The following is a 22,035-nucleotide window of genomic DNA, read 5'->3' on the forward strand; positions in this document are numbered from 1 at the left end:
CTGCTCTCCTCGGGGAGCGACGTCCAGGTCGGCAGCCCGCCGGTCCAGCCGCACTCGCCCTCGGGGGTCCGCACCGGTGTCTGTCCTCGCCAGGTTCTCGCTCGCCAACCGCGCGCTCATCGCCCTGATCACCGGGGCGATCGCCCTGCTGGGCGTCGTCAGCCTCGGTCAGCTCAAGCAGGAGCTCATCCCGTCGCTGCAGTTCCCCACCGCGATCGTCGTCGCGACCTACCCGGGAGCGGCTCCCGACGTCGTCGAGGACGCCGTGTCCGTGCCGCTCGAGGAGGCCGTGCGCGGCGTCGACGACGTCGAGTCCGTCTCGTCGCAGTCCTCGACGAACATGTCGCTCACCACCGTCCAGATGACGTATGGCACGGACATGGACGCGGCCAGCGCCCAGCTCCAGGCCGCCGTGAGCCGGATCTCGAGCCTGCTGCCCGAGGACGTCGACACCAACGTGTTCACCGGCTCGATCGACGACCTGCCGGTCATCCAGCTCGCGGTCTCGGGCGAGGGTGACGAGGCCGACCTCGCCGCCGCGATCGAGCAGACCGTGCTGCCGCGGCTCGAGAAGATCGACGGGATCCGCAGCTCCGCGGTCACCGGCGCCGCCGAGCAGCAGGTCCTGGTCCTGCCCGACCTGCAGGCGCTCGCCGCCCTCTCGCTGGCCCCCAGCGCCGTCGGCGACACGATCGAGGCCGCCGGCCTCGTCCTGCCCGCGGGCGAGGTCGACGACGCGGACCGCACCCTGTCCGTGACCGCAGGCAGCGCCCTGACGAGCGTCGCCGACATCGAAGGTCTGCCGATCGCCGCCGAGGGCGCCGACGGCGCGACCGTCGGGGACGTCGCCGAGGTCGTCTACGGGCCCGCGCCCCCGACGTCGTACTCCCGCCTGGACGGAGAGCCGGCGCTCGCCATCTCCGTGACCAAGACCCCCGCGGGCAACACCGTCGAGGTGTCGTCCGCGGTGACCGACGCGATCGCCGAGCTCGAGGAGGATCTCCCGGGTACCCGGATCGAGGTCGTGTTCGACCAGGCGCCGTTCATCACCGAGTCGATCGAGGGCCTGACCACCGAGGGCCTGCTCGGGCTCGTGTTCGCGATCGTCGTGATCCTGCTGTTCCTCGCGTCGCTGCGGTCCACGCTCGTCTCCGCGATCTCGATCCCGCTGTCGCTGCTCGTGACCTTCATCCTCATGAACGTCACCGGGTACACCCTCAACATCCTCACCCTCGGCGCGCTGACGATCTCGATCGGCCGCGTCGTGGACGACTCGATCGTCGTGATCGAGAACATCAAGCGCCACCTGTCCTACGGCGAGGCCAAGACCCACGCGATCCTCGGTGCCGTGCGCGAGGTCGGTGGCGCCATCACGTCGTCGACCATCGCGACGATCGCCGTGTTCGTGCCCATCGCCCTCGTGGGCGGGGCCGTGGGCGAGCTGTTCCGACCCTTCGCGGTCACCGTCGCGATCGCGATGCTCGCGTCGTTGTTCGTGGCCCTGACGATCGTCCCGGTGCTCGCGTACTGGTTCATCAGAGAGCCGCTGCACGCCGGGGACGAGGACGCGCAGGCCGAGGCCCGTGCGGCCGCCGAGGCCAAGGAGCGCCGCGGCCTGTGGCAGCGCGCGTACGTCCCGTCGCTGCGCGCGGCCCTCGCCCACCCCGTGATCACGATCGCCGTGTCGGTCGGCATCTTCGCCGGCACGCTCGCGCTCGTGCCGCGTCTCGAGACGAACTTCCTCGGCGACGCCGGTCAGAACACCCTGACCGTCACCACGAGCTTCGCGCCCGCGACGAGCCTGGAGACCCAGGACGCGGCGGCGACGCAGGTCGAGGAGGCGCTCGTCGACGTCGCCGAGATCGAGACGATGCAGACGACGGTCGGTTCCTCGGGCGGCATCGAGGCCGCCTTCATGGGCGGGGGCAGCGGGCCCAGCGCCTCGTTCGCGCTCACCCTGGCGGAGGACGCCGACACCGCGGCGGTCGAGGCCGAGGTCCGCCAGGCCCTGGACGGGCTCGAGGGTGTCGGCGACGTCTCCGTCGCCGGGTCCGACGCCGCGTTCGGCAGCTCGACCGTGGACCTCGTCATCCAGTCCGCGGACATCGAGGTGCTCGAGGACGCGGCCGCCCAGGTGGCCGCCGCGGCCGCCGAGGTCGACGGCGCCGCCGAGGTCGCGAACAACCTCGCCCAGGGCCAGCCCGCCGTGCAGGTGAACGTCGACCAGGAGGCGGCGGCCGCCGCGGGCCTCACCGAGACGCAGGTCGTGGGCATCGTGTCCGGTTCCATGTACGAGTCGAACCTCGGCACCGTGGACCTCGGCGACGGGCGCGTGGACGTCCTGCTGCGCGGCAACCCGATCCCGCAGACGCTCGCCGAGCTGCGCGAGCTGAGCCTGCCGACCGCCGCCGGCCTCGTGCCCCTGACCGACCTCGCGTCGGTCGAGGAGGTCGAGCTGCCGACGTCGATCAGCCGGATCGACGGCGCGCGCAGCGCGACCGTCGCGGTCACGCCTGCCGGGCAGGACCTCGGCTCGCTGACGAGCGCGCTGACGGCGATGGTCGACGACCTCGACCTGCCCGCGGGCGCGTCCGTCGAGATCGGCGGCGTCGCCTCGGACCAGGAGGAGGCCTTCGCGGACCTCGGCCTGGCGCTGGTGGCCGCGATCGCGATCGTGTTCATCGTCATGGTGGCGACGTTCAACTCCCTCGTGCAGCCGCTGATCTTGCTCGTCTCGGTGCCGTTCGCGGCGACGGGCGCGCTGATCCTGCTGCTGGTGTCCGGCACGCCGCTGGGCGTCGCCTCGCTGATCGGCATGCTCATGCTCGTGGGCATCGTGGTGTCGAACGCGATCGTGCTGATCGACCTCATCAACCAGTACCGGTCCCGCGGCCGGACGCTGCGCGAGGCGATCGACGAGGGCGCCCGCAAGCGCCTGCGGCCGATCGTCATGACGGCGCTCGCGACGATCTTCGCGCTCACCCCGATGGCGCTCGGCATCACCGGCGGTGGTGCGTTCATCTCCCAGCCCCTCGCGCTCGTCGTCATCGGCGGTCTGCTGACGTCGACCCTGCTCACGCTGCTCGTCGTCCCCGTGCTCTACCTGCTGATCGAACGGGGCAAGGAGAAGCGGGCGGACAAGCGGGAGGCGAAGCGCGAGGCCAAGCGTGCCGCGCTGACCGGTGCATGACCACCGCGGGAACACCAGACCGCGTACGCTCGTTCTCAGAGCAGGTGACCGCCTCGCGGTCACCGGCACGACCAACGGCCAGCGTCACCGCGACGCGATGACCAGGAGGAACCTGTGAGCAACCCCGTATTCAGCTCGAGCGGCGTCTTCACCGACTCGAGCAACCGTCGTGGCCGCGGCCCCGCCGCACCGATGGACGCGCCCACGCTCGAGCAGATGTACCAGGCGCCGACGGCGACGACGCGCGACACCGGGCGCCTGACGTACGACGACGTCATCATGAAGACCGGTGGCCTGCTCGCCCTGCTCGCCGTCGTGGCCGCCGGGACCTGGATGGTCTCGGACACCATGCCAAACCTCTACATCGTCGGCGCGATCGTGGGCTTCGTGCTCGCGATGGTCAACATCTTCAAGAAGCAGCCGAGCCCGGCCCTGATCACCGCGTACGCGATCGCCGAGGGCGTGTTCGTCGGTGGCCTCAGCGCGCTGCTGGACGGGATCTACCCGGGCGTCGCCATGCAGGCGCTGCTCGCCACGGCCGTGACCTTCGCCGTCACGCTGTTCGCGTTCAAGTCCGGCAAGGTGCGCGTCACGCCCAAGGCCAACAAGATCTTCATGATCGCGATGCTCAGCTACCTCGCGTTCTCGCTCGTCAACGTCGGCCTGATGATCTTCGGTGGCACGGACTCGGCCTGGGGTCTGCGCACGGAGGCGACGATCTTCGGCATCCCGCTGGGCGTCGTCATCGGTGCGGTCGCCGTGCTGCTCGGTGCGTACTCGCTCGTCGTCGACTTCGACGGCATCGAGCGCGGCGTGCGCCAGGGCGCCCCGGCGAAGTTCGCCTGGACCGCGGCCTTCGGCCTGATCGTCACGATCGTCTGGCTGTACGTCGAGTTCCTGCGGATCTTCGCGATCCTGCAGGGTCGCGACTGACCGACCTACGCTGGTCTACGAGCCCACACCCGTGCGGCTCGCCCCCGAACCGAGAGGCAGCACATGACTGCGCACCTTCCTGAGGCCACCGGTGGCTTCGGCGACAAGCCCGTCCTGACGTTCCCCGACGCCGCGGCTCCCGCGGAGCTCGAGGAGAAGGTCCTCGTGCAGGGCTCGGGCGACACGGTCGAGGCCGGCAACACGATCGTCGTGAACTACCTCGGCCAGCTCTGGGGTGGCGGGATCTTCGACAACTCCTACGACCGCGGGGCCCCGATCGACTTCCCGATCGGCGTCGGCGCCGTGATCGGCGGCTGGGACCAGGGCCTGGTCGGCAAGCAGGTCGGCTCGCGCGTCCTGCTGTCGATCCCCCCGCACCACGGCTACGGCTCGCGGGGCGTCCCGCAGGCGGGCATCGGCGGGGACGACACCCTGGTGTTCGTCGTCGACATCCTCGACGCCAAGTAGCACGCAGCTTTCTCGACAGGCCGGGTTCCGCACTGCGGGGCCCGGCCTTCGCTGTTCCCGGAGCGGTGCCCGCCGAGCGGTGCCCTAGGCTCGGGCCATGCGATTCGGCCTGGTGATCCTCCCGCAGCAGCGTTGGTCCGAGGCGGAGCCGATGTGGCGCCGCGCGGAGGCTCTCGACTTCGACCACGCCTGGACGTACGACCACCTGGCGTGGCGCACGCTCGTCGACGAGCCGTGGTTCGCGACCGTGCCGACCCTCGCCGCCGCAGCGCTCGTGACGTCGCGCATCCGCCTCGGGACCTTCGTGGCGTCCCCGAACTACCGCCACCCGGTGCCGTTCGCCAAGGAGGTCATGTCTCTCGACGACCTCAGTGCGGGGCGGTTCGTGCTCGGCTTCGGAGCCGGGGGCATCGGCGTGGACGCGACCGTGCTCGGCGAGCCCCTGCTGACCCCGGGGGAGCGGGTGCGGCGCCTCGACGAGTTCGTGGGCCTGCTCGACACCCTGCTCACGCAACCCGTCACCGATCACCAGGGCGAGCGCTACGCGGCCGTCGGGGCGCGCATGTACCCCGGGCCCTTCGGGACGAGCCGCCCGCCGTTCGTGCTCGCCGCCAACGGGCCGCGCGCGCTCGACGTCGCGGTCGCCCGCGGGGAGGGCTGGGTCACCACCGGGATGGAGGACATGCCGGACGTCGCCTCGTGGTGGCGCGGGGTGGCTGAGCTCGGCGAGCGCCTGGACGCGGCGCTCGAGCGTGCCGGGCGGACGGACGCCGTTGCGGACCACGAGCTGTTCCCGCGCTACCTGTCGCTCGACTCGAAGGAGTTTGCGCTCGACAACGTCGCGCGGTTCGAGGACATGGTGGGACGGGCCGCGGAGCTCGGCTTCACGGACGTGATCGTGCACCACCCGCGCCCCGACGGCATCTACGCAGGCGACCCGGCGATCCTCGACGACGTCGCCGCGCTCCTCCCGCGCCTGCGCTGAGACCTGCTGCTGGACCGCGCCTCAGCCCGGGGCTTTGGCTTCCGGCATCCCCACCCCTCCGCCGAGTCCGATAGTTCGGTCCCGGGTGCGATAGGAGGCCCCGTCGGCCCCGGGACCGAACTATCGGACTCGCGCGGTGCGTCCCGACTCTCCCGGGGCGTCTGCGGGGCGGGTGCGGGGCAGCTCAGCCGCGGGCGACCGAGCGGGCGACGGTGAACTTGGGGTTCTGCGCGGCCATCTGGGTGGGTCCGACGACGCGGTTCAGCTCTCCCTTGTAGCGCAGGTGGGAGTTGTACACCGACCACAGCTCGCCGCCGGGCCGCAGCATCCGGGCGGCCGCGGCGAACATGCCCGACGCCGCCCCGGTGTGCACGGCGGCGCCGACGTGGAACGGCGGGTTGCACAGCACGACGTCGACCGAGCCGTCCGGGATCTCACCGCCGACGTCGTCGCGGAGCACCACCACGCGGTCGGCCACGCCGTTCTCGGCCGCCGTCGCCGCCGCCGACGCGACGGCCGCCGCCGACTGGTCCGTCGCGATCACACGGGCGTGCGGGAGCTCGCGCGCGAGCCAGGTGGCGAGCACCCCGGTGCCGCAGCCGAGGTCGACGGCCTGCACGACGTCGTCGGGCAGCGGCGTGCGGGTGAGGGCCTCGAGCAGGAAGCGCGTCCCGATGTCGACGCGCGTGCTCGCGAACGCGGCGCCGTGCGCGAGCACGGTGAGGCCGACGTCGTCGTGGCGCTCGGAGCGCGGGTACGTCGTCGCGGTCTCCGGCTCCGGGCGGATGCCGCGGGCGACGAGGACGCGGGCCTTGCCGCGAGCGAGCGTCGCGTGGACGTCCGTGAGGTGCCGGGCGAGCACGTCGTTCATCGCCCGGGTCATGTGCTTGAGCCGGCCGCCCGCGTACACGACGACGTCGGGGTCTGCGTGCGCGGCGATGAGCTGCGCGAGCTCGTCGAGCGCGTCCAGGCCGCGGGGCAGGCGCAGCAGCACCACGCGGGCGCCGGTCAGGACCGCGGGGTCGAGGGCGGGGAAGGAGCGGAAGGTGCCCTCGAGCCCGACCTCGACGGCGTTGAGCGCGAGGGCGCGCTCGCCGGTGATCAGGTCGGTGTGTGCGCGGACGTCCCGCGCGCCGTGCAGGCCGACCGCGCCGAGGGTGAGCGCGCCGTACGCGTCGTCCAGGGTGACGACCGTGCCCGGGGGCGCCGCGGCGACGTCGGCGGCCGCCTCGTCCAGCAGCAGCCGGTCGGCCGCGTCCACCGCGACGAGCTCGGGTGCCTCCACGTCGGGGCGGCGGCGGAGAGCGTCGAGGAGGGTCATGGGCCCAGTCTGCCTGACGGCGTCGCCCCGCCCTGCCCTGTCTCCCCGCCCCGTCGCCCTGCCCTGTCGGCCCGGCCGGATACCGTGGGGGCATGAAGTTCGCCTCGCACATCTCGGAGCTCGTCGGCGGCACCCCGCTCGTGCGGCTCTCCTCCGTCACCGACGGCCTCGCCGCGACGATCCTCGCGAAGGTCGAGTACCTCAACCCAGGAGGCTCGGCCAAGGACCGGATCGCGCTCAAGATGATCGAGGCGGCGGAGGCCAGCGGCGAGCTGCGTCCCGGCGGCACGATCGTCGAGCCGACCAGCGGCAACACCGGCGTCGGGCTCGCCCTGGTGGCCCAGCGCAAGGGCTACCGCTGCGTGTTCGTGTGCCCGGACAAGGTGAGCGCCGACAAGCGCGACGTGCTGCGCGCGTACGGCGCCGAGGTCGTCGTGACGCCCACGTCGGTCGCACCCGACGACCCGGAGTCGTACTACTCGGTCTCGGACCGCCTGGTGCGGGAGATCCCGGGTGCCTGGAAGCCCAACCAGTACGCGAACCAGAACGGCCCTGCGAGCCACTACGAGAGCACGGGCCCGGAGATCTGGTCCGACACCGACGGCCTGGTCACGCACTTCGTCGCGGGAGTCGGCACGGGCGGCACCATCACGGGCACCGGGCGGTTCCTGCGGGAGGCCTCCGCGGGCCGGGCGGACCTGGGCGAGGTGCGGATCGTCGGGGCGGACCCCGAGGGCTCCGTCTACTCGGGCGGGACGGGGCGCCCCTACCTCGTCGAGGGGGTCGGCGAGGACTTCTGGCCGACGGCCTACGACCCGGCGGTGCCGCACGAGATCGTTGCGGTGTCCGACGCGGACTCGTTCGCGATGACCCGGCGCCTCGCCCGCGAGGAGGGTCTGCTGGTCGGGGGCTCGTGCGGCATGGCCGTCGTCGCGGCCCTCCGGCTCGCGCGCCGCTTGCAGGACGAGGACGCCGTGGCCGCCGCGCGCGCCGTGATCGTGGTGCTCCTGCCGGACTCGGGGCGCGGGTACATGTCCAAGATCTTCAACGACGCGTGGATGCGGTCCTACGGCTTCCTGGACGCGGGCGAGGGCGTCACCGCGGGGGAGATCCTGCGCGGGAAGTCCGGCGCGATGCCTGACCTCGTGCACACCCACCCGGCAGAGACGGTGCGGGACGCGATCGAGATCCTGCGGGAGTTCGGCGTCTCGCAGATGCCCGTGGTGCAGGCCGAGCCGCCCGTCGTGATCGGCGAGGTGGCCGGGTCGGTCAGCGAGCGCGACCTGCTCGACGCCGTGTTCTCCGGGGCGGCGCAGCTCAGCGACCCCGTCTCCGCGCACCTGGGGCGGCGCCTCCCGCAGATCGGCTCGGGCGAACCGCTCGAGCGGGTGCGCAAGGCGCTCCAGGACGACGACGCGCTCCTCGTCGTCGACGACGGCAAGCCGGTGGGAGTGCTCACCCGGCACGACCTGCTCGGCTACCTCGCGAGCTAGCGTGACGCGGGTCGGTATGGCGGTCAAGACGGAGACCGAGACGACGGTCGAGACCGCGCTCTCGGCACAGCTGCGCGAGGGCACGCGCGAGGACCACGCGCGCGCAGAGTCGACGCCGTTCGTCGCGGACCTCATGGCGGGGCGGCTCGACGTCGCGGCATACGCCGATCTCGCCGCCCAGCAGCACGCGGTGTACGTGGCCCTCGAGGCCGCGGGTGCGGCGCTGGGGGAGCGCGGCGCGTCGGTCGCGCTGCCCGCGCTGGCACGCGTCCCCGCGATCGAGTCCGACCTCGCGCGGCTGTGGGGCCCGGCGTGGCGCGATCGCGTCGACCTGCTGCCCGCCACGCGCCGCTACGCCGAGCGGCTGCGGGAGGTCGCCACCACGCTGCCCGGCTATGTGGCGCACGCCTACACCCGCTACCTCGGCGACCTGTCGGGCGGGCAGATCATCAAGCGGATGCTCGCCCGGCACTACGGCCTGGCCGACGACGTGCTCGCGTTCTACACGTTCGACGCGCTCGAGAGGATCAAGCCCTTCAAGGACGAGTACCGGGCGCGCATCGACGCACTCGAGCTGACCGGCGACGAGCGGCGGGCGGTCGTCGCCGAGGCGCGGGGGGCGTTCGACCTCAACCGGGCCGTGTTCGCGGAGCTCGGCGCGCGCCACGCGCCCGCGCCCTGAGACCTCGCTCGCTCGGCGCCCCGCTTGTCACCGCCGGCGGCTAGCCTGGACGGGTGACGAACAACGACACCCACGACTGGTCCACCGCAGGGTTCGCGACCCGCGCCATCCACGCCGGGCAGGATCCCGACGCCGCGACGGGCGCCGTCGTCCCCCCGATCTACCAGGTGTCGACGTACAAGCAGGACGGCGTCGGCAACCTGCGCGGGGGCTACGAGTACTCCCGCTCGGGCAACCCGACGCGCACGGCGCTCGAGGACGCGCTCGCCGCGGTCGAGGGCGGGGAGCGCGCCTTCGCGTTCTCGTCCGGCCTCGCGGCCGAGGACGTCCTGCTGCGCGCCGTCTGCACGCCCGGCTCGCACGTCGTCATGCCCGACGATGCCTACGGCGGCACCTACCGCCTGATCGCCCGCGTGCACGGGCCGTGGGGCGTCGAGCACACCCCGGCCGACATGTGCGACGCCGGCGCGGTCGCCGCCGCCGTGCGCCCGGGACAGACGCGCGTCGTCTGGGTCGAGACCCCGTCGAACCCGCTGCTGGGCGTCGCGGACATCGCCGCGCTCGCGAAGGTCGCGCACGACGCCGGGGCGATCCTCGTGGTCGACAACACCTTCGCCACGCCGGCCCTGCAGACTCCGCTCGCGCTCGGCGCGGACGTCGTCGTGCACTCGACGACCAAGTACATCGGCGGGCACTCCGACGTCGTCGGGGGAGCGGTCGTCGTGGGCGCCGGCATCGAGCTGCCCGCCGGGGCCGCCGGACCGACCGGCACCACGAGCGTCGCCGACGCCGTCGGCTTCTACCAGAACGCCGCCGGAGCGGTCGCCGGGCCGTTCGACGCCTGGCTCACCCTGCGCGGGCTGAAGACCCTCGACGTGCGCATGCAGCGCCACAGCCAGAACGCGATGGAGATCGCCCAGCTGCTCGCTGCGCACCCGAAGGTCACCCAGGTGATCTACCCCGGCCTGCCCGAGCACGAGCAGCACATCGTCGCCGCGAGCCAGATGCGCGCGTTCGGCGGCATGATCTCCTTCCGCACGGGATCGCTCGACAGCGCGCTCCAGGTGGTCGACCGCACCAAGGTCTTCACCCTGGCCGAGTCCCTCGGCGGGGTGGAGTCGCTGATCGAGCACCCCGGGAAGATGACCCACGCGTCGGTGGCTGGGTCCGCCCTCGAGGTCCCGGACGACCTCGTGCGGGTGTCGGTCGGGATCGAGGACGTCGCGGACCTGCGGGCCGACCTGGAGCAGGCGCTCGACGGGTGAGCGCCCGACGCCCGGTAGCGCGCGGGGTGGGGATAGTTAGCTCTTGCCCCGGGCGCGCTGGGCGCGGATCTTCTCGGCCTTGGCCTGCTGCGCGGCGATGCGGTCCTCCTCGGCGCGCACCTCGGCGTTGACGGCGCGCTCGCGCACGAGCCAGTCCGGCTGCTCCTCGCGGAGCTCGGCGATCTCCGAGGTCGTCAGCGGCTCCGTGTACCCGGCGCGGGCGAGGCCGGAGATCGACACGCCGAGGCGCGCGGCGACGACAGAGCGGGGGTGCGGGCCGTTCTGGCGGAGCTCGGCGAGCCACTGCGGGGGGTTGGTCTGCAGCTCGGTGAGCTCCTCGCGGCTCACGAGCCGGTCCTGGAACTCCTGGGGTGCGGCCGGCAGGTAGATGCCCAGCTTCTTGGCCGCGGTGGCGGCCTTCATGGTCTGGGAGCTGGGCTTCGAGGTCATCCGGCGATTCTAGCGGCACCGGGGCGCCGGTAGCCTGGACCGGTGACCGACACCACGCCGCCGCCCGCGCCCGCCTTCCGGCTGGGCTACGTCCCGGGCGTGACGGCGGCCAAGTGGGTCGCCGTGTGGCACGAGCGCCTCGACGTGCCGCTCGACCTCGTCACGCTCGACGCCGCCGACGCCGCCCGTGCGATCCGCGCCGGCGAGGTCGACGCGGCGTTCGTGCGTCAGCCTCTCGACCGCACGGACCTGTCGCTGATCCAGATGTACGTCGAACAGCCGGTCGTCGTCGTCGCCAAGGACCACGTCGTCACCGCCGCCGACGCGGTCACCTGCGCCGACCTCGACGACGAGGTCCTGCTCGATCCGCGCGACGTCGTGCTCACCTGGGAGGGTCCGCAGCCCGGCCGGCCCGCCCGCGAGCGTCCCGCCACGACAGCCGGGGCGATCGAGCTCGCGGCCGCCGGCATCGGCGTCGTCGTCGTGCCGCAGTCGCTCGCCCGCCTGCACCAGCGCAAGGACGTCACCTACCGGCCGCTCACGGATGCGCCGACCTCCCCCGTGGGGCTCGCGTGGCGCGAGGGGGACCCCAGCGACCTCGTGGAGGAGATGATCGGCATCGTGCGCGGGCGCACCGCCAACAGCTCCCGCGGGCGCCGCGCCGCGGAGGAGGCAGCCGAGGCCTCAGCGAAGGCCGTTGCGGCGGCGAAGGCAGCCAAGGCCGAGAAGGCCGCCCGCAAGCCCGGTCCGGACCCCCGCGCCGCCGCCTCCCGCAAGGGCGGCCCCCGCCGTCCGACCACGGCAAAGGCCGCCCACCGCCACCGCCGCGGCGGCCGCTGACCCGTCGGGCTGGCCCCCCGGCTGCCCGCCGCTGACCCGTCGGGCTGCCCCCCGGCTGCCCGCCGCGGACCTGCCCGGCTGGCCCACCCCCGCCGCCGGCCCGAAGAATGCGCGAAATCTGCTGCCCTGAGCGACATGGAGTGCGCATTCCTCGCGTTGGCCGGGGGCGGCTGCGAGTAGGCCCCTCGGACAGAGCGCCGGGTCGCGGGCCCCCGTGCGCGCCTCAGCGGGACGTCCAGCTCCACGCGGGCTGGTCGAGCCGGCCTTCCCGCCCGACGACGACCGTCTCCCCGAGGTCCTTGGTGAGCTCGACGTGCGTGGTCGGCACGGGCGCCTCGGCCCGGCCGGCGACCGCCCCGCCGCCATGGCCCCCGGCGTCGAGCAGCGCTTCCGCGAGTGCCTCGGCGTGCGTGACCACCACGAGCTGGGTGGTCGCCGCGGCGGCCCGCACCAGCCGGGCGAGCGGTGCCAGCATGCTCGGGTGCAGGTTCGCCTCGGGCTCGTTCAGCACCAGGAGCGACGGAGGCCGCGGGCTGAGCAGCGCCGCGACGACCATCAGGTAGCGCAGCGTCCCGTCTGACAGCTCCGCCGCGGCGAGCGGGCGCTCCAGGCCGGGCTGCTCGAGGGCCAGCCCGAACCGGCCGTCCACGGCGGACAGGCGCAAGCGGGCGCCGTCGAAGGCGTCCGCGACGGCACGCTCGAGCGGTTCAGGATCGCCCATCGCCTCGATCGTCGTCAGCGCGGCGGCGAGGTCGTCCCCCGTCGGGGCGAGCACGGGCGTGCGGGTGCCGGGACGCACCTCGCGAGCCGGCGCGCCGGGATCGGTGCGGAAGTGGTCGTAGAACCTCCAGCCCCGCAGCAGGCGGCGCACGGCGTGCAGCTCGGGCGTGGCCACGGGGTCCACGAGCTCGTCGATCATGGACTCGTACGGCGCGAGGCGGGACGCGCGGTCCTCCCACCGGCCGGCGTCGTCGCGCGTGCGCAGGTGGGGGCCGCGCCGCTCGGCCTGGACCGTGCCGGGGCGCAGCAGCGGGCCCGCCCAGACGGCCTCGGTCTTGATCTCCGGGTCGCGCTGGAACGGCGAGCCCTCGTCCTGGGGGAGGCCCAGGTCGAGCTGGTAGCCGACGTCGTCGGCGGCGAAGCCGAGCTGCAGCGCCACGCGGCCCGAGCCGCGCGGCCCCGCCCACAGGGACGACGCGAGGCCGCCCTCCTGGGCGAGCGCACCGATCACCTGCCCCTGGCCGCACGCCGCGAGCAGGCGCAGCGACCGGTACAGGTTCGACTTGCCGCTGCCGTTGGGCCCGGTGACGACCGTGAGCTGGTCGAGCTCGAGGACGAGCTGGCGCAGGGACCGGTAGCCGGCGACCGCCACGGTGCTCAGCACGGGCGTCAGCGCCCGAGGCGGCGGTCGCGCGTCGTGTAGGAGCGCAGCGCACGCAGGTAGTCGACGCGGCGGAAGCTCGGCCAGTAGGCCTCGCAGAAGTAGTACTCGGCGTGCGCGGACTGCCACAGCAGGAACCCGCCGAGCCGCTGCTCGCCCGACGTGCGGATGACGAGCTCCGGGTCTGGCTGGCCGCGCGTGTACAGGTGCTCGGCGATGTGCTCGACGTCGATGTGCTCGGCGATCTCCTCGACGCTCGCGCCCGAGGCGGCCTGCTCGCGCAGGTAGGCGCGCACGGCGTCGGCGATCTCGTGGCGGCCTCCGTAGCCGATGGCGACGTTGACCTCGAGGCCCGCGACGTCGGCCGTGGCGGCCTGGGCGGCGCGCGCCTTCGCGGCGGTCGACTCGGGCAGCAGGTCGAGGCTGCCCATGATGCGCAGGCGCCACCGTCGGCACTCGGCCAGGCCGGCGACGGCGTCCTCGATGATCGCGAGCAGCGCGTCGAGCTCGTCGGGAGAGCGCTTGAGGTTGTCGGTGGACAGCATCCACAGCGTGACGACCTGGATGCCCAGGTCCTCGCTCCAGCCCAGGAACTCGCTGATCTTGTCCGCCCCGCGCCGATGGCCGGTGGCCGCGGGCTCCCCGAAGGACCTCGCCCAGCGGCGGTTGCCGTCGAGGATGACGCCGACGTGGCGGGGCAGGGACTCGCGCGGTAGCGACGCGGCGAGCTGCCGCTCGTACAGTGAGTAGAGCTGCTTGGGAAGTCGCACTCTGGTCCTTGTCGCGTCGGTTCGCGTGCGCGGGCGTCCGCGTCGGACGCGAACGCGATCACGCTACCGGATCGTGGAGCGCCGACGGCGGACCACGGGGTCGCCTCCCAACCTACGGTTCCGTAACCTACGTTTGCGTAAGTTACGCTGATCGGGCTCGCAGCACGAGCGTCCACGACCACACCGAAGGACCAGCGATGCGCACCACCAGCACCCACGACGACCGCGAGCCGACGAGCGCGCTCGACGACGTCGTCGACGCCGCCCGCGAGGGCGCCGAGGCCGTCGTCGAAGCGGTCAAGCCGCGGCTGCGGGGGGCGATCCACGCCGTCACGTTCCCGCTCGCGGTGATCGGCGGCATCCTGCTCACCGTGTGGGCGCCACCCACGGCGCCCCGGGTCGCGGTCGCCGTGTTCGCCGTGACCGCGGCGCTGCTGTTCGGCACGAGCGCCGTCTACCACCTCGGGCGCTGGTCGCCCGCGGTCTCGGCACGCCTGCGCCGGGCCGACCACAGCAACATCTTCCTCATCATCGCGGGGACCTACACGCCGCTGTGCGTCCTGCTCCTCGAGGAGTCGCTCGCGCGCCTGCTGCTGATCCTCGTGTGGGGCGGCTCCCTCGTCGGCCTGGCCGCACGCATGATCTGGCTCAACGCCCCGCGCTGGGTCTACACGCCGGTCTACATCGCCCTGGGCTGGGTCGCCGTCGGCTACATGAAGGCCTTCTATGACGCCGGCGGCGCCGCGATCGTCGCGCTCATCGCGATCGGCGGGCTCGCCTACACCCTGGGGGCCGTGGTGTACGCCATGAAGCGGCCCAACCCCAGCCCGCGCTGGTTCGGCTTCCACGAGGTCTTCCACGTCGGCACGGTCATCGGCTTCTGGTGCCACTTCGCCGCAGTCGCCGTCGCGGTGTCGCAGATCCGGGGCTGAGACCTCACCCCACCACGCGCGGCTCACGGCCGGGCGGCTGCTGCGGTGTCGGGAGCAGCGGCGCGCGCGGTCGCACCGGCCGGACCGCAGGGGTGCCGGGGTCGACACGCACGCGCTCGCCGTCGAGGTCCAGCTCGACGGCGTCGCCGCCCAGCACGCTCACCTCGACGGCCTCGTGAGTGACCTCGACGCACAGCCGGCTCCCGCGCCACAGCATCCGGAACGCGAGCCGGTCGATCCCCGGGGGCAGCGCAGGGGCGAGGCGCAGCACGTCGGCGTGCGGCCAGACACCTCCGAGGCCCTCCACGAGGGCGACCCAGACGCTCCCGAGCGATGCCAGGTGCAGGCCGTGGCCGACGTTGTCCTGCAGGTCCCGCAGGTCGACCAGGGCCGCCTCGTGCAGGTACTGGTGGGCGAGCTCCATGTGGCCCGCCCGGGCGCAGACGACGGCCTGGGAGCCCGCGGAGAGGGACGAGTCGCGCACGGTGCGGCGCTCGTAGTAGTCCAGGTTGCGGGCCACCTGCGCGTCGTCGAAGCGTTCGGGCAGCCAGTGCATGGCGAGCACGAGGTCGGCCTGCTTGACCACCTGCTTGCGGTACAGCTCGAAGTACGGCGCGTGCAGCATCAGCGGGTACTTCTCGTCGGCGTCGAAGTCCCACTCGGCGAACCGGGTGAAGTCCTCGCACTGGGCGTGCACGCCCAGCTCGTCGTCGAACGGTACGTGCACGGTCTGCGCCGCGCGGGCCCAGGCGTCGCGCTCGTCCGCGCTGACGCCGAGGCCTGCGGCGAGCTCCGGGTGGCGGTCGCACGCCGCGCAGGTCGCCTCGAGCGCGCGGGCGGCCATGAGGTTCGTGAACACGTTGTCGTCGATCACCGCGGTGTACTCGTCGGGGCCCGTGACGCCGTCGACGTGCCAGCCGCCGTGCCGGTCGTGGTGGCCCACGGCCATCCACAGCCGCGCCGTCTCGACGAGCACCTCGAGGCCGCAGTCCCGCTCGAGCCCTTCGTCCCCGGTCACGTAGCGGTAGCGCTCGAAGGCGTACGCGATGTCCGCGTCGATGTGGAAGGCGGCCGTCCCCGCGGGCCAGTACGCCGACGTCTCGGACCCGTCGATCGTCCGCCACGGGAACGCGGCGCCCGCCAGGCGGAGGGTCTTCGCCCGCGCGCGGGCCTTGTCGAGCGTGGAGGCGCGCCAGCGCAGCGCGGCGGCCGCCGCCTCGGGGCGGGTCGCGGCGAGCACGGGGAGCACGAACCCCTCGATGTCCCAGAACGTGTGCCCGTTGTACCCGGACCCCGTCAGGCCCTTGGCGCCGATCGGGCGTCCTTGCGCGCGGGCGCCGGCCTGCAGCACCTGGAAGAGGCAGAAGCGCACGGCCTGCTGCAGCGGTGCGTCCCCGTCGATCTCCACGTCCGCGTCGCGCCAGAAGTCCGCCAGGTAGGCGCGCTGCTCCGCGACGAGCGTCTGCCAGCCGTCGGACCGCGCGCTCGTGAGCGACGCGGCGACCACGTCCCGCAGCGAGGCGGGGGAGGCGTCGTCGGACCATGCGTACGCCAGGTGCTTGATCAAGGTGAGCTGCTCGCCCGAGCCGAGGTGCGCGACGACCGTCGTGCGCGCGAGGTCCTGCTGGACCTCGGACTCGACCGCGTGGTCGCCCGGCGCCTCGACCTGGTGGTCCGCGCCGCACGCGACGACGAGCTCGCTCGAGCGCGTGCGGTGCACGAGCGTCGCCCCGTGACCGCGCTGCTCCTGGGTGACGGGCTCGAGCGGGCTCGACAGGGCCTCGGCGACGCGGGGATCGTCGGACTCGACGTCGGGCGGAGAGTCGTTCGCGACGAGCTCGGACTGCACGACGACGCGCACCGGGCCGTCCAGGGCGCACACCTCGTAGCGCACGGCCGCGCTCGTGCGGCGCGCGAACGAGACCAGGCGGGTGGCCGTGATGCCGACCCGGCGACCGCCGGGGGAGACCCAGACGACGTCGCGGGTGAGCGTCCCGGCGCGCAGGTCGAGGACGCGCTCGTGCCGCTCGAGCCGGCCCGTGCGGACGTCGAACGGCTCATCGTCGACCAGCAGACGCACGATCTTGCCGTCCGTGACGTCCACGAGCTGCTGCCCGGCCTCCGGGTAGCCGTATCCGCCCTCGGGATAGGGCAGGGGATGGTGCTCGAAGAAGCCGGCGAGGTAGGTGCCGGTGACGCCGCTGGGCTCACCCTCGTCCAGGTTGCCGCGCAGCCCGAGGAAGCCGTTCGACAGGGCGAACAGCGACTCGGTCTGGGCGAGGTACGCGAGGTCGAGCGTCGCCTCCCGCAGCACCCACGGCTCCGTGCCGAGGTCGGCCGTGTCCGGCGGCTCGTCCACGAGCGACTCGCTCACCGGGCAGCGTCCAGGAGCTCGGCGAGGTCCGTCACGACGACGTCGGCCCCCGCCTCGCGCAGCGCGTCGGCCTGGTCCAGGCGGTCCACGCCGACGACGTACCCGAAGCCCCCGGCGCGCCCTGCGGCGACACCCGCCTGGGCGTCCTCGAAGACGGCGCACTCTGCCGGCGTGACGCCGAGCTCCCGGGCGGCGGCCAGGAACGTGTCCGGGGCGGGCTTGCCCGGCAGCGCGCGCTCGCGGGCGACGACGCCGTCCACGCGCACCTCGAGCAGCTCGCCGAGCCCGGAGACGTCGAGGACGAGGACCGTGTTGGAGCTCGAGGACACGACGGCGCGGCGCAGGCCCGCCGCGGCGGCCTCGCGCAGGTAGCGCACCGAGCCCTCGAACACCTCGACGCCGTCGCGGGCGATCAGCTCGAGCACGAGCTCGTTCTTGCGATTCCCGATCCCGTGCACGGTCTCGGTCCCGGGCGCGTCGTCCGGGTTCCCCTCGGGCAGCACGATCCCGCGGCTGGCCAGGAAGTCCCGGACCCCGTCGGGGCGGCGCTTGCCGTCGACGTAGCGGGCGTAGTCCTCGACCGGGTCGAACGGGCGCAGGTCGGTGGGGTCGAGGCCCGCGAGCGCCAGGTCGGGGTCGAGGTCGAGCGCGGCGGCCGTGAGGTCCGCCTGCCCGCTCGCCGTCGGCGGGGTCCCGCGCAGCTCGGCGAGGTAGGTGTCGAACGTCTGTGTCCACGCGACGTTGTGCACGGTCGCCGTGCGCGTCAGCACGCCGTCCAGGTCGAACAGGCAGGCGCGCACCTGGGGCGGCAGCCCGAGCGGTCCTCGGTTCACGGTGTCTCCTCCCGGCGGGGTCGTGGCCACGAGTCTTGCTGGCCGTCGTGGTCTTCGCACCCGGAGGCCGCGGGGTCGGCGTGGCCGACCACGGGGCACAATGGGCCCGAACGTCTCTCTCCATCGCGAAGGACCCCCATGATCGAGATCCTCACCCCGGCCGAGGTCGAGCGCGGGCGGGCGACCGGCGCGCTCGTTGCCGACATCCTGCAGACCCTGCGCGAGCGGGCGGTTCCCGGCACGAACCTCCTGGACCTCGACCGCTGGGCACGCGAGATGATCGTCGCGGCCGGGGCGGTCTCCTGCTACGTCGACTACGCGCCGTCGTTCGGCCGCGGCCCGTTCGGGCACTACATCTGCACCTCGGTCAACGACGGCGTGCTGCACGGGCTGCCCCACGACTACGCGCTCGTCGACGGCGACCTGCTCTCCCTCGACCTCGCGGTCTCCCTCGACGGGATCGTCGCGGACTCGGCGATCAGCTTCCTCGTCGGCCAGGCGCGCCCGGCCGCCGACGTCGCGATGATCGACGCGACCCAGCGGGCGCTCGCGGCGGGCATCGCGGCGGCGCGTCCCGGCGCGCGCATCGGCGACCTCGCGCACGCCATGGGCACGGTCCTGATTGAGGCCGGCTTCCGCGTGAACACGGACTTCGGCGGCCATGGCGTCGGCTCCACCATGCACCAGGACCCGCACGTGCCGAACAGCGGCCGCCCGGGACGGGGCTACACGCTGCGCCCGGGCCTCCTGCTCGCGCTGGAGCCGTGGGTCATGGCCGACACCGACGAGCTCGTCACCGACGCCGACGGCTGGACGCTGCGCAGCGCGACCGGCTGCCGCACCGCCCACAGCGAGCACACGATCGCGATCACCGCCGACGGCGCGGAGATCCTCACGCTCCCGACGCGTCGCTGAGCTTGTCGGCGGGCCCGTCGTCGGTCGCGCCGTCGGAGGCGTCCGTGCTCGGCGCCGGCAGCGGCACGACGCCGTAGCGACGGTTCACGAGGGAGGGGTTGCGGTCGCGCACGCCGCGGATCGCGGCCGGGTCCAGGTCGATCACGAGCGTCCCGGCGCCCGTGCCGAGCTCTCCGAGCACGACGCCGTTCGCGTCGATGGCCATCGAGTGCCCGACGACGCCGCGCCCCGCCTGCCCGACGGCCAGCACCGCGGCGGTCGACTCGATCGCGCGGGCGCGCGCGAGCACGCGCCACTGCTCGAGCTTGCCGGGCCCGGCAGCCCACGCCGCGGGGACGACGAGGACGGTCGCGCCGGCGTCCACGAGCCGGCGCGAGACCTCGGGGAAGCGCAGGTCGTAGCAGGTCTGGATGCCCAGGCGGAGCCCGCCGACGTCCACGACGACGGGTGGCGCGGCCGGGTCGCCGGGCTCGAGCCGGTCGGACTCGCGATGCCCGAACGCGTCGTACAGGTGCACCTTCGTGTAGGTCGCGCGGTGCTCGCCGTCGGCCACCACGACCACGGCGTTGACGGCGCGCCCGGCCTTCCGGCCGGGAAACGCTGCGCCGGCGACCACGGTGAGGCCGCGGGAGGCGCTGAGCTCGCGCAGCGCCGTGACGAACGGGCCGTCCGGCGCCTCGGCGAGGTCCGCGCCGACGCCGCGCGGGTCGAAGGCGGCGGCGTACTCAGGCAGCACGACGACGCGGGCGCCCGCGTCTGCGGCGGCGGTGACCTCGCGCCGCGCGTGCGCGAGGTTCGCCTGCGGATCGGCGCCCGAGGCCAGCTGCACGAGCGCGACGCGCACCGGCGCGTCGGTCACGGGCGGGGCGGGCCGTCCGTCGGGTCTGCTGGGCCGTCGTCAGGCCGGTCGCTCGACTGGCCCGATGCGTCCCGGGCGGCGCGCTCCTCGTAGCCCAGGCGCCGGATCTTGCGGTTCATCGAGAACCAGACGCCGACGCCCGCGAGGGCGAGCAGGAACGTCACGACGAAGCCGATGGTCCCGGGCGTGACGTCGGTGGGGTCGAGGTCGGGCCGCAGCACGTCCGTCGGCGTGGGGGACGGGGTCGAGGTCTCGGTCCCCACCGCGGCGGGGGCCGCGGGCAGGGCGGTGTAGTCGGTCACGGGGTGTCCTCTGGGTGGATGCCCGCGAAGAGGTCGTCCTCGGGGGTGGTGGTAGGCACGAGCGACTCGGCGAGCTCGAACTCCTCGTAGGGCCAGACCGCGGCCTCGAGCTCGCGCGGCATCGCGAAGAAGAAGCCGTCCGGGTCGATCTGTGTCTCGTGCGCGCGCAGCGCCGCGTCGCGCGCGTCGAAGAAGTCCTCGGCGCGGATGCGCGTGGTCACGGGACGCTCGGGGATCTCACGGGCTGCCCGCGACTCGACCCAGTCGCCGAACGGGGACAGCAGGCCCTCGTCGATCAGGGCCTCGTGCATCGTGCGCACCCGGCGCATCGAGAAGTCGTGGTTGTAGTACAGCTTGAGCGGCCGCCAGGGCTCGCCGTGGCCCGCGTAGCGCTCCGGGTCCCCGGCGGCGTGGAACGCCTCGAAGGCGACGCGGTGGCACATGATGTGGTCCGGGTGCGGATACCCCCCGGACGGGTCGTACGTCGTCATCACGTGCGGGCGGAACTGCCGGACGAGCTCGACGAGCGGCGCGGCGGCCTCCTCGAGCGGCACCAGGGCGAAGCAGCCGTCGGGCAGCGGCGGCAGGGGGTCGCCCTCCGGGAGGCCCGAGTCCACGAAGCCCAGCCAGTGGTGCTGGACGCCGAGCGCCGCAGCGGCCCCGGCCATCTCGGTCCGGCGCCGCTCGGCGAGGTCCGCCATGTCGCGCGGCTCGAACGTGCAGGTCGGGTTGAGGATCGAGCCCCGCTCGCCACCGGTGCAGCTGACCACGAGGACCTCGACCCCGGCGGCCGCGTAGCGGGCCGCGGTGGCCGCTCCCTTGCTCGACTCGTCGTCGGGGTGGGCGTGGACGGCCATGAGGCGCAAGGGCGTGGGCATCGGGACTCTTCCTGCGGGGGCTTCGGTGAGACAATCCTGTCATGACCGTAACCCCAGACCTGGCCGACAGGTACGGCGTCCGCAGCCCTCGTCGTCGGGCACAGACGGTGGCGCTGTGGACCCTCGGCGCGCTCGGCACCGTCGCGGCCGGGTGGATCGGCTGGTCGATGGCGACCTCCGAGCCGTACGTCGTGAACGACTACGGGTTCGTCGTCGTGAGCCCGGAGCTCGTCGAGGTGACGTTCGACGTCACCAAGGACGCGGACGTCGCCCTCACGTGCCGCCTGACGGCTCTCAGCCCCAGCTATGCGCAGGTCGGGTTCGCCGAGGTGACCATCCCGGCGGGGTCGGACGAGCTGCAGCGGTTCACGGTCGACGTCCCGACGTCGGAGGAGGCCACCACGGGCCTGCTCGACGGTTGCGAGGCCCTGCCCGCTGGTTCCTGAGCTGCCGGCGACGGCTCGGGGCTGGCCTCCGGGCGGCGGGGATTCCGCGGTTCGCGGCAGGGAGGCTAGACTGATGGTTTCTACCGCCGTGGCCTCGTGCCCGGCCGCAAACCATGACGCACGGTGAGATCACCGTGCGTCTCTGTCTTGTTGGAAGGAGCGATCATGGCCGAGACGACCACTACGACGTGGCTGACGCAGGAGGCGTACGACCGGCTGAAGGCCGAGTACGACCACCTCACAGGGCCGGGTCGGGACGAAGTCGTCGACAGGATCGCCCGCGCCCGCGACGAGGGCGACCTCAAGGAGAACGCCGGCTACCACGCCGCGCGCGAGGAGCAGGCGAAGCAGGAGGCCCGCATCCGCGAGCTCAAGCAGAAGCTCGAGTCCGCCAAGGTCGGCCAGCCCGCCGACGACGGCAAGGTTGAGCCGGGCATGCTTGTCACCGCGGACATCGCCGGGGACGAGACCAAGTTCCTGCTGGGGTCCCGCGAGATCGCCGGGACCACGGACATCGACGTCTACTCCGACCAGTCGCCGCTCGGTGCCGCGATCAACGGTCGCTCGGCTGGTGACACCGTCACCTACCAGGCGCCCAACGGCAAGGAGATCACCGTCGTGATCAAGGCTGCGGAGCCCTTCCAGGGCTGAGCCTCCCGCGCCGCGGACGAAGGCCCCGACCCGACGGTCGGGGCCTTCGTCGCGCTCCGGCGTCGAC

21 protein-coding genes are annotated in these 22,035 nt (G+C 73.4%); 12 read left to right on the plus strand and 9 right to left on the minus strand.

The annotated features are described in order from the left end of the window. The first annotated feature begins 76 nt into the window (after positions 1-76). The 4 genes from BMZ30_RS11115 to BMZ30_RS11130 all read left to right on the plus strand — a co-directional run bounded on the left by BMZ30_RS11115 (position 77) and on the right by BMZ30_RS11130 (position 5,576). Positions 77-3,190, plus strand: a complete 3,114-nt coding sequence (locus BMZ30_RS11115; RefSeq protein ID WP_093378733.1) for an efflux RND transporter permease subunit — start codon at positions 77-79, stop codon at positions 3,188-3,190. 114 nt (positions 3,191-3,304) lie between these two features. Then, positions 3,305-4,123 (plus strand): Bax inhibitor-1/YccA family protein, encoded by an 819-nt coding sequence (locus BMZ30_RS11120; protein WP_093378735.1) that lies wholly within the window; start codon positions 3,305-3,307, stop codon positions 4,121-4,123. Between the two features lie 63 nt (positions 4,124-4,186). Continuing rightward, on the plus strand, positions 4,187-4,591 hold the full coding sequence (locus BMZ30_RS11125) for an FKBP-type peptidyl-prolyl cis-trans isomerase (protein ID WP_093378738.1): 405 nt from the start codon (positions 4,187-4,189) through the stop codon (positions 4,589-4,591). A 97-nt stretch (positions 4,592-4,688) separates the two neighbouring features. Next, entirely contained in the window at positions 4,689-5,576 is an 888-nt protein-coding gene (locus tag BMZ30_RS11130) for an LLM class flavin-dependent oxidoreductase (RefSeq protein WP_093378740.1), read from the plus strand. A gap of 184 nt (positions 5,577-5,760) precedes the next feature. Here BMZ30_RS11130 and BMZ30_RS11135 read toward each other — a convergent pair whose 3' ends face one another. After that, entirely contained in the window at positions 5,761-6,897 is a 1,137-nt protein-coding gene (locus tag BMZ30_RS11135; protein ID WP_093378743.1) for a class I SAM-dependent methyltransferase, read from the minus strand. Positions 6,898-6,989: 92 nt separating this feature from the next. On the opposite strand from BMZ30_RS11135, the gene BMZ30_RS11140 reads away from it, so the two are divergent. Genes BMZ30_RS11140 through BMZ30_RS11150 form a run of 3 tightly spaced genes read left to right on the plus strand, consistent with a single transcriptional unit; the run spans position 6,990 to position 10,337 of the window. Next, on the plus strand, positions 6,990-8,390 hold the full coding sequence (locus BMZ30_RS11140) for a cystathionine beta-synthase (RefSeq protein WP_093378745.1): 1,401 nt from the start codon (positions 6,990-6,992) through the stop codon (positions 8,388-8,390). 16 nt (positions 8,391-8,406) lie between these two features. Further along, the gene (locus BMZ30_RS11145) at positions 8,407-9,072 is read left to right on the plus strand and encodes a biliverdin-producing heme oxygenase (RefSeq protein WP_093379184.1); all 666 of its coding nucleotides are present in this window, start codon (positions 8,407-8,409) and stop codon (positions 9,070-9,072) included. 53 nt (positions 9,073-9,125) lie between these two features. Further along, the gene (locus BMZ30_RS11150) at positions 9,126-10,337 is read left to right on the plus strand and encodes a cystathionine gamma-synthase (protein ID WP_093378749.1); all 1,212 of its coding nucleotides are present in this window, start codon (positions 9,126-9,128) and stop codon (positions 10,335-10,337) included. 36 nt (positions 10,338-10,373) lie between these two features. On the opposite strand, the gene BMZ30_RS11155 is transcribed toward BMZ30_RS11150, so the two are convergent. Further along, positions 10,374-10,787, minus strand: a complete 414-nt coding sequence (locus BMZ30_RS11155) for a DUF5997 family protein (protein WP_093378751.1) — start codon at positions 10,785-10,787, stop codon at positions 10,374-10,376. 42 nt (positions 10,788-10,829) lie between these two features. Between BMZ30_RS11155 and BMZ30_RS11160 the strand changes: the two genes are divergently transcribed. Continuing rightward, positions 10,830-11,627, plus strand: a complete 798-nt coding sequence (locus tag BMZ30_RS11160) for a LysR substrate-binding domain-containing protein (protein WP_093378753.1) — start codon at positions 10,830-10,832, stop codon at positions 11,625-11,627. Between the two features lie 223 nt (positions 11,628-11,850). Here BMZ30_RS11160 and BMZ30_RS11165 read toward each other — a convergent pair whose 3' ends face one another. Both BMZ30_RS11165 and BMZ30_RS11170 read right to left on the minus strand, forming a co-directional pair. Further along, positions 11,851-13,011: an AAA family ATPase gene (locus BMZ30_RS11165; protein WP_093378756.1), complete on the minus strand. Its 1,161-nt coding sequence runs from the start codon at positions 13,009-13,011 to the stop codon at positions 11,851-11,853. 5 nt (positions 13,012-13,016) lie between these two features. Further along, complete coding sequence (locus BMZ30_RS11170; RefSeq protein WP_093378758.1) at positions 13,017-13,778, minus strand: isoprenyl transferase; 762 nt, start codon at positions 13,776-13,778, stop codon at positions 13,017-13,019. A gap of 197 nt (positions 13,779-13,975) precedes the next feature. Between BMZ30_RS11170 and trhA the strand changes: the two genes are divergently transcribed. After that, the gene (gene trhA / locus BMZ30_RS11175) at positions 13,976-14,710 is read left to right on the plus strand and encodes a PAQR family membrane homeostasis protein TrhA (protein ID WP_093378761.1); all 735 of its coding nucleotides are present in this window, start codon (positions 13,976-13,978) and stop codon (positions 14,708-14,710) included. Positions 14,711-14,714: 4 nt separating this feature from the next. Here the strand turns inward: trhA and BMZ30_RS11180 are convergent, their stop codons facing one another. Together BMZ30_RS11180 and BMZ30_RS11185 are read right to left on the minus strand one after the other, a co-directional pair. Continuing rightward, positions 14,715-17,084 carry a glycoside hydrolase family 65 protein gene (locus BMZ30_RS11180; protein ID WP_229828862.1) on the minus strand — a complete coding sequence of 790 codons (2,370 nt, stop codon included), beginning with the start codon at positions 17,082-17,084 and terminating at the stop codon, positions 14,715-14,717. Next, entirely contained in the window at positions 17,081-17,917 is an 837-nt protein-coding gene (locus BMZ30_RS11185) for a beta-phosphoglucomutase family hydrolase (RefSeq protein ID WP_177191357.1), read from the minus strand. Before BMZ30_RS11185 ends, BMZ30_RS11180 begins: the two co-directional genes overlap by 4 nt. Positions 17,918-18,055: 138 nt before the next feature. On the opposite strand from BMZ30_RS11185, the gene map reads away from it, so the two are divergent. Continuing rightward, positions 18,056-18,832, plus strand: coding sequence for a type I methionyl aminopeptidase (gene map / locus BMZ30_RS11190; RefSeq protein ID WP_093378764.1), 777 nt, complete (start codon positions 18,056-18,058; stop codon positions 18,830-18,832). Here the strand turns inward: map and BMZ30_RS11195 are convergent. From BMZ30_RS11195 to mca, 3 genes are read right to left on the minus strand one after another with little or no spacing between them, the layout of a single operon-like run. Then, positions 18,810-19,691: a carbon-nitrogen hydrolase family protein gene (locus tag BMZ30_RS11195; protein WP_229828859.1), complete on the minus strand. Its 882-nt coding sequence runs from the start codon at positions 19,689-19,691 to the stop codon at positions 18,810-18,812. The two genes, map and BMZ30_RS11195, sit on opposite strands and share 23 nt — an antisense overlap. After that, a complete protein-coding gene (locus BMZ30_RS11200; RefSeq protein WP_093378766.1) occupies positions 19,688-19,993 on the minus strand; it encodes a hypothetical protein in 306 nt (101 codons plus the stop codon). The genes BMZ30_RS11195 and BMZ30_RS11200 overlap by 4 nt, the downstream gene beginning before the upstream one ends. Further along, positions 19,990-20,871, minus strand: coding sequence for a mycothiol conjugate amidase Mca (mca, locus tag BMZ30_RS11205; RefSeq protein WP_093378769.1), 882 nt, complete (start codon positions 20,869-20,871; stop codon positions 19,990-19,992). Before mca ends, BMZ30_RS11200 begins: the two co-directional genes overlap by 4 nt. Positions 20,872-20,912: 41 nt before the next feature. Between mca and BMZ30_RS11210 the strand changes: the two genes are divergently transcribed. Both BMZ30_RS11210 and greA read left to right on the plus strand, forming a co-directional pair. After that, positions 20,913-21,317, plus strand: a complete 405-nt coding sequence (locus tag BMZ30_RS11210; RefSeq protein ID WP_093378772.1) for a DUF4307 domain-containing protein — start codon at positions 20,913-20,915, stop codon at positions 21,315-21,317. 165 nt (positions 21,318-21,482) lie between these two features. Continuing rightward, on the plus strand, positions 21,483-21,968 hold the full coding sequence (gene greA, locus BMZ30_RS11215) for a transcription elongation factor GreA (RefSeq protein ID WP_093378775.1): 486 nt from the start codon (positions 21,483-21,485) through the stop codon (positions 21,966-21,968). Positions 21,969-22,035: the final 67 nt, after the last annotated feature.

Source organism: Flavimobilis marinus (genome assembly GCF_900113055.1).
Lineage (GTDB): Bacteria > Actinomycetota > Actinomycetes > Actinomycetales > Cellulomonadaceae > Flavimobilis > Flavimobilis marinus.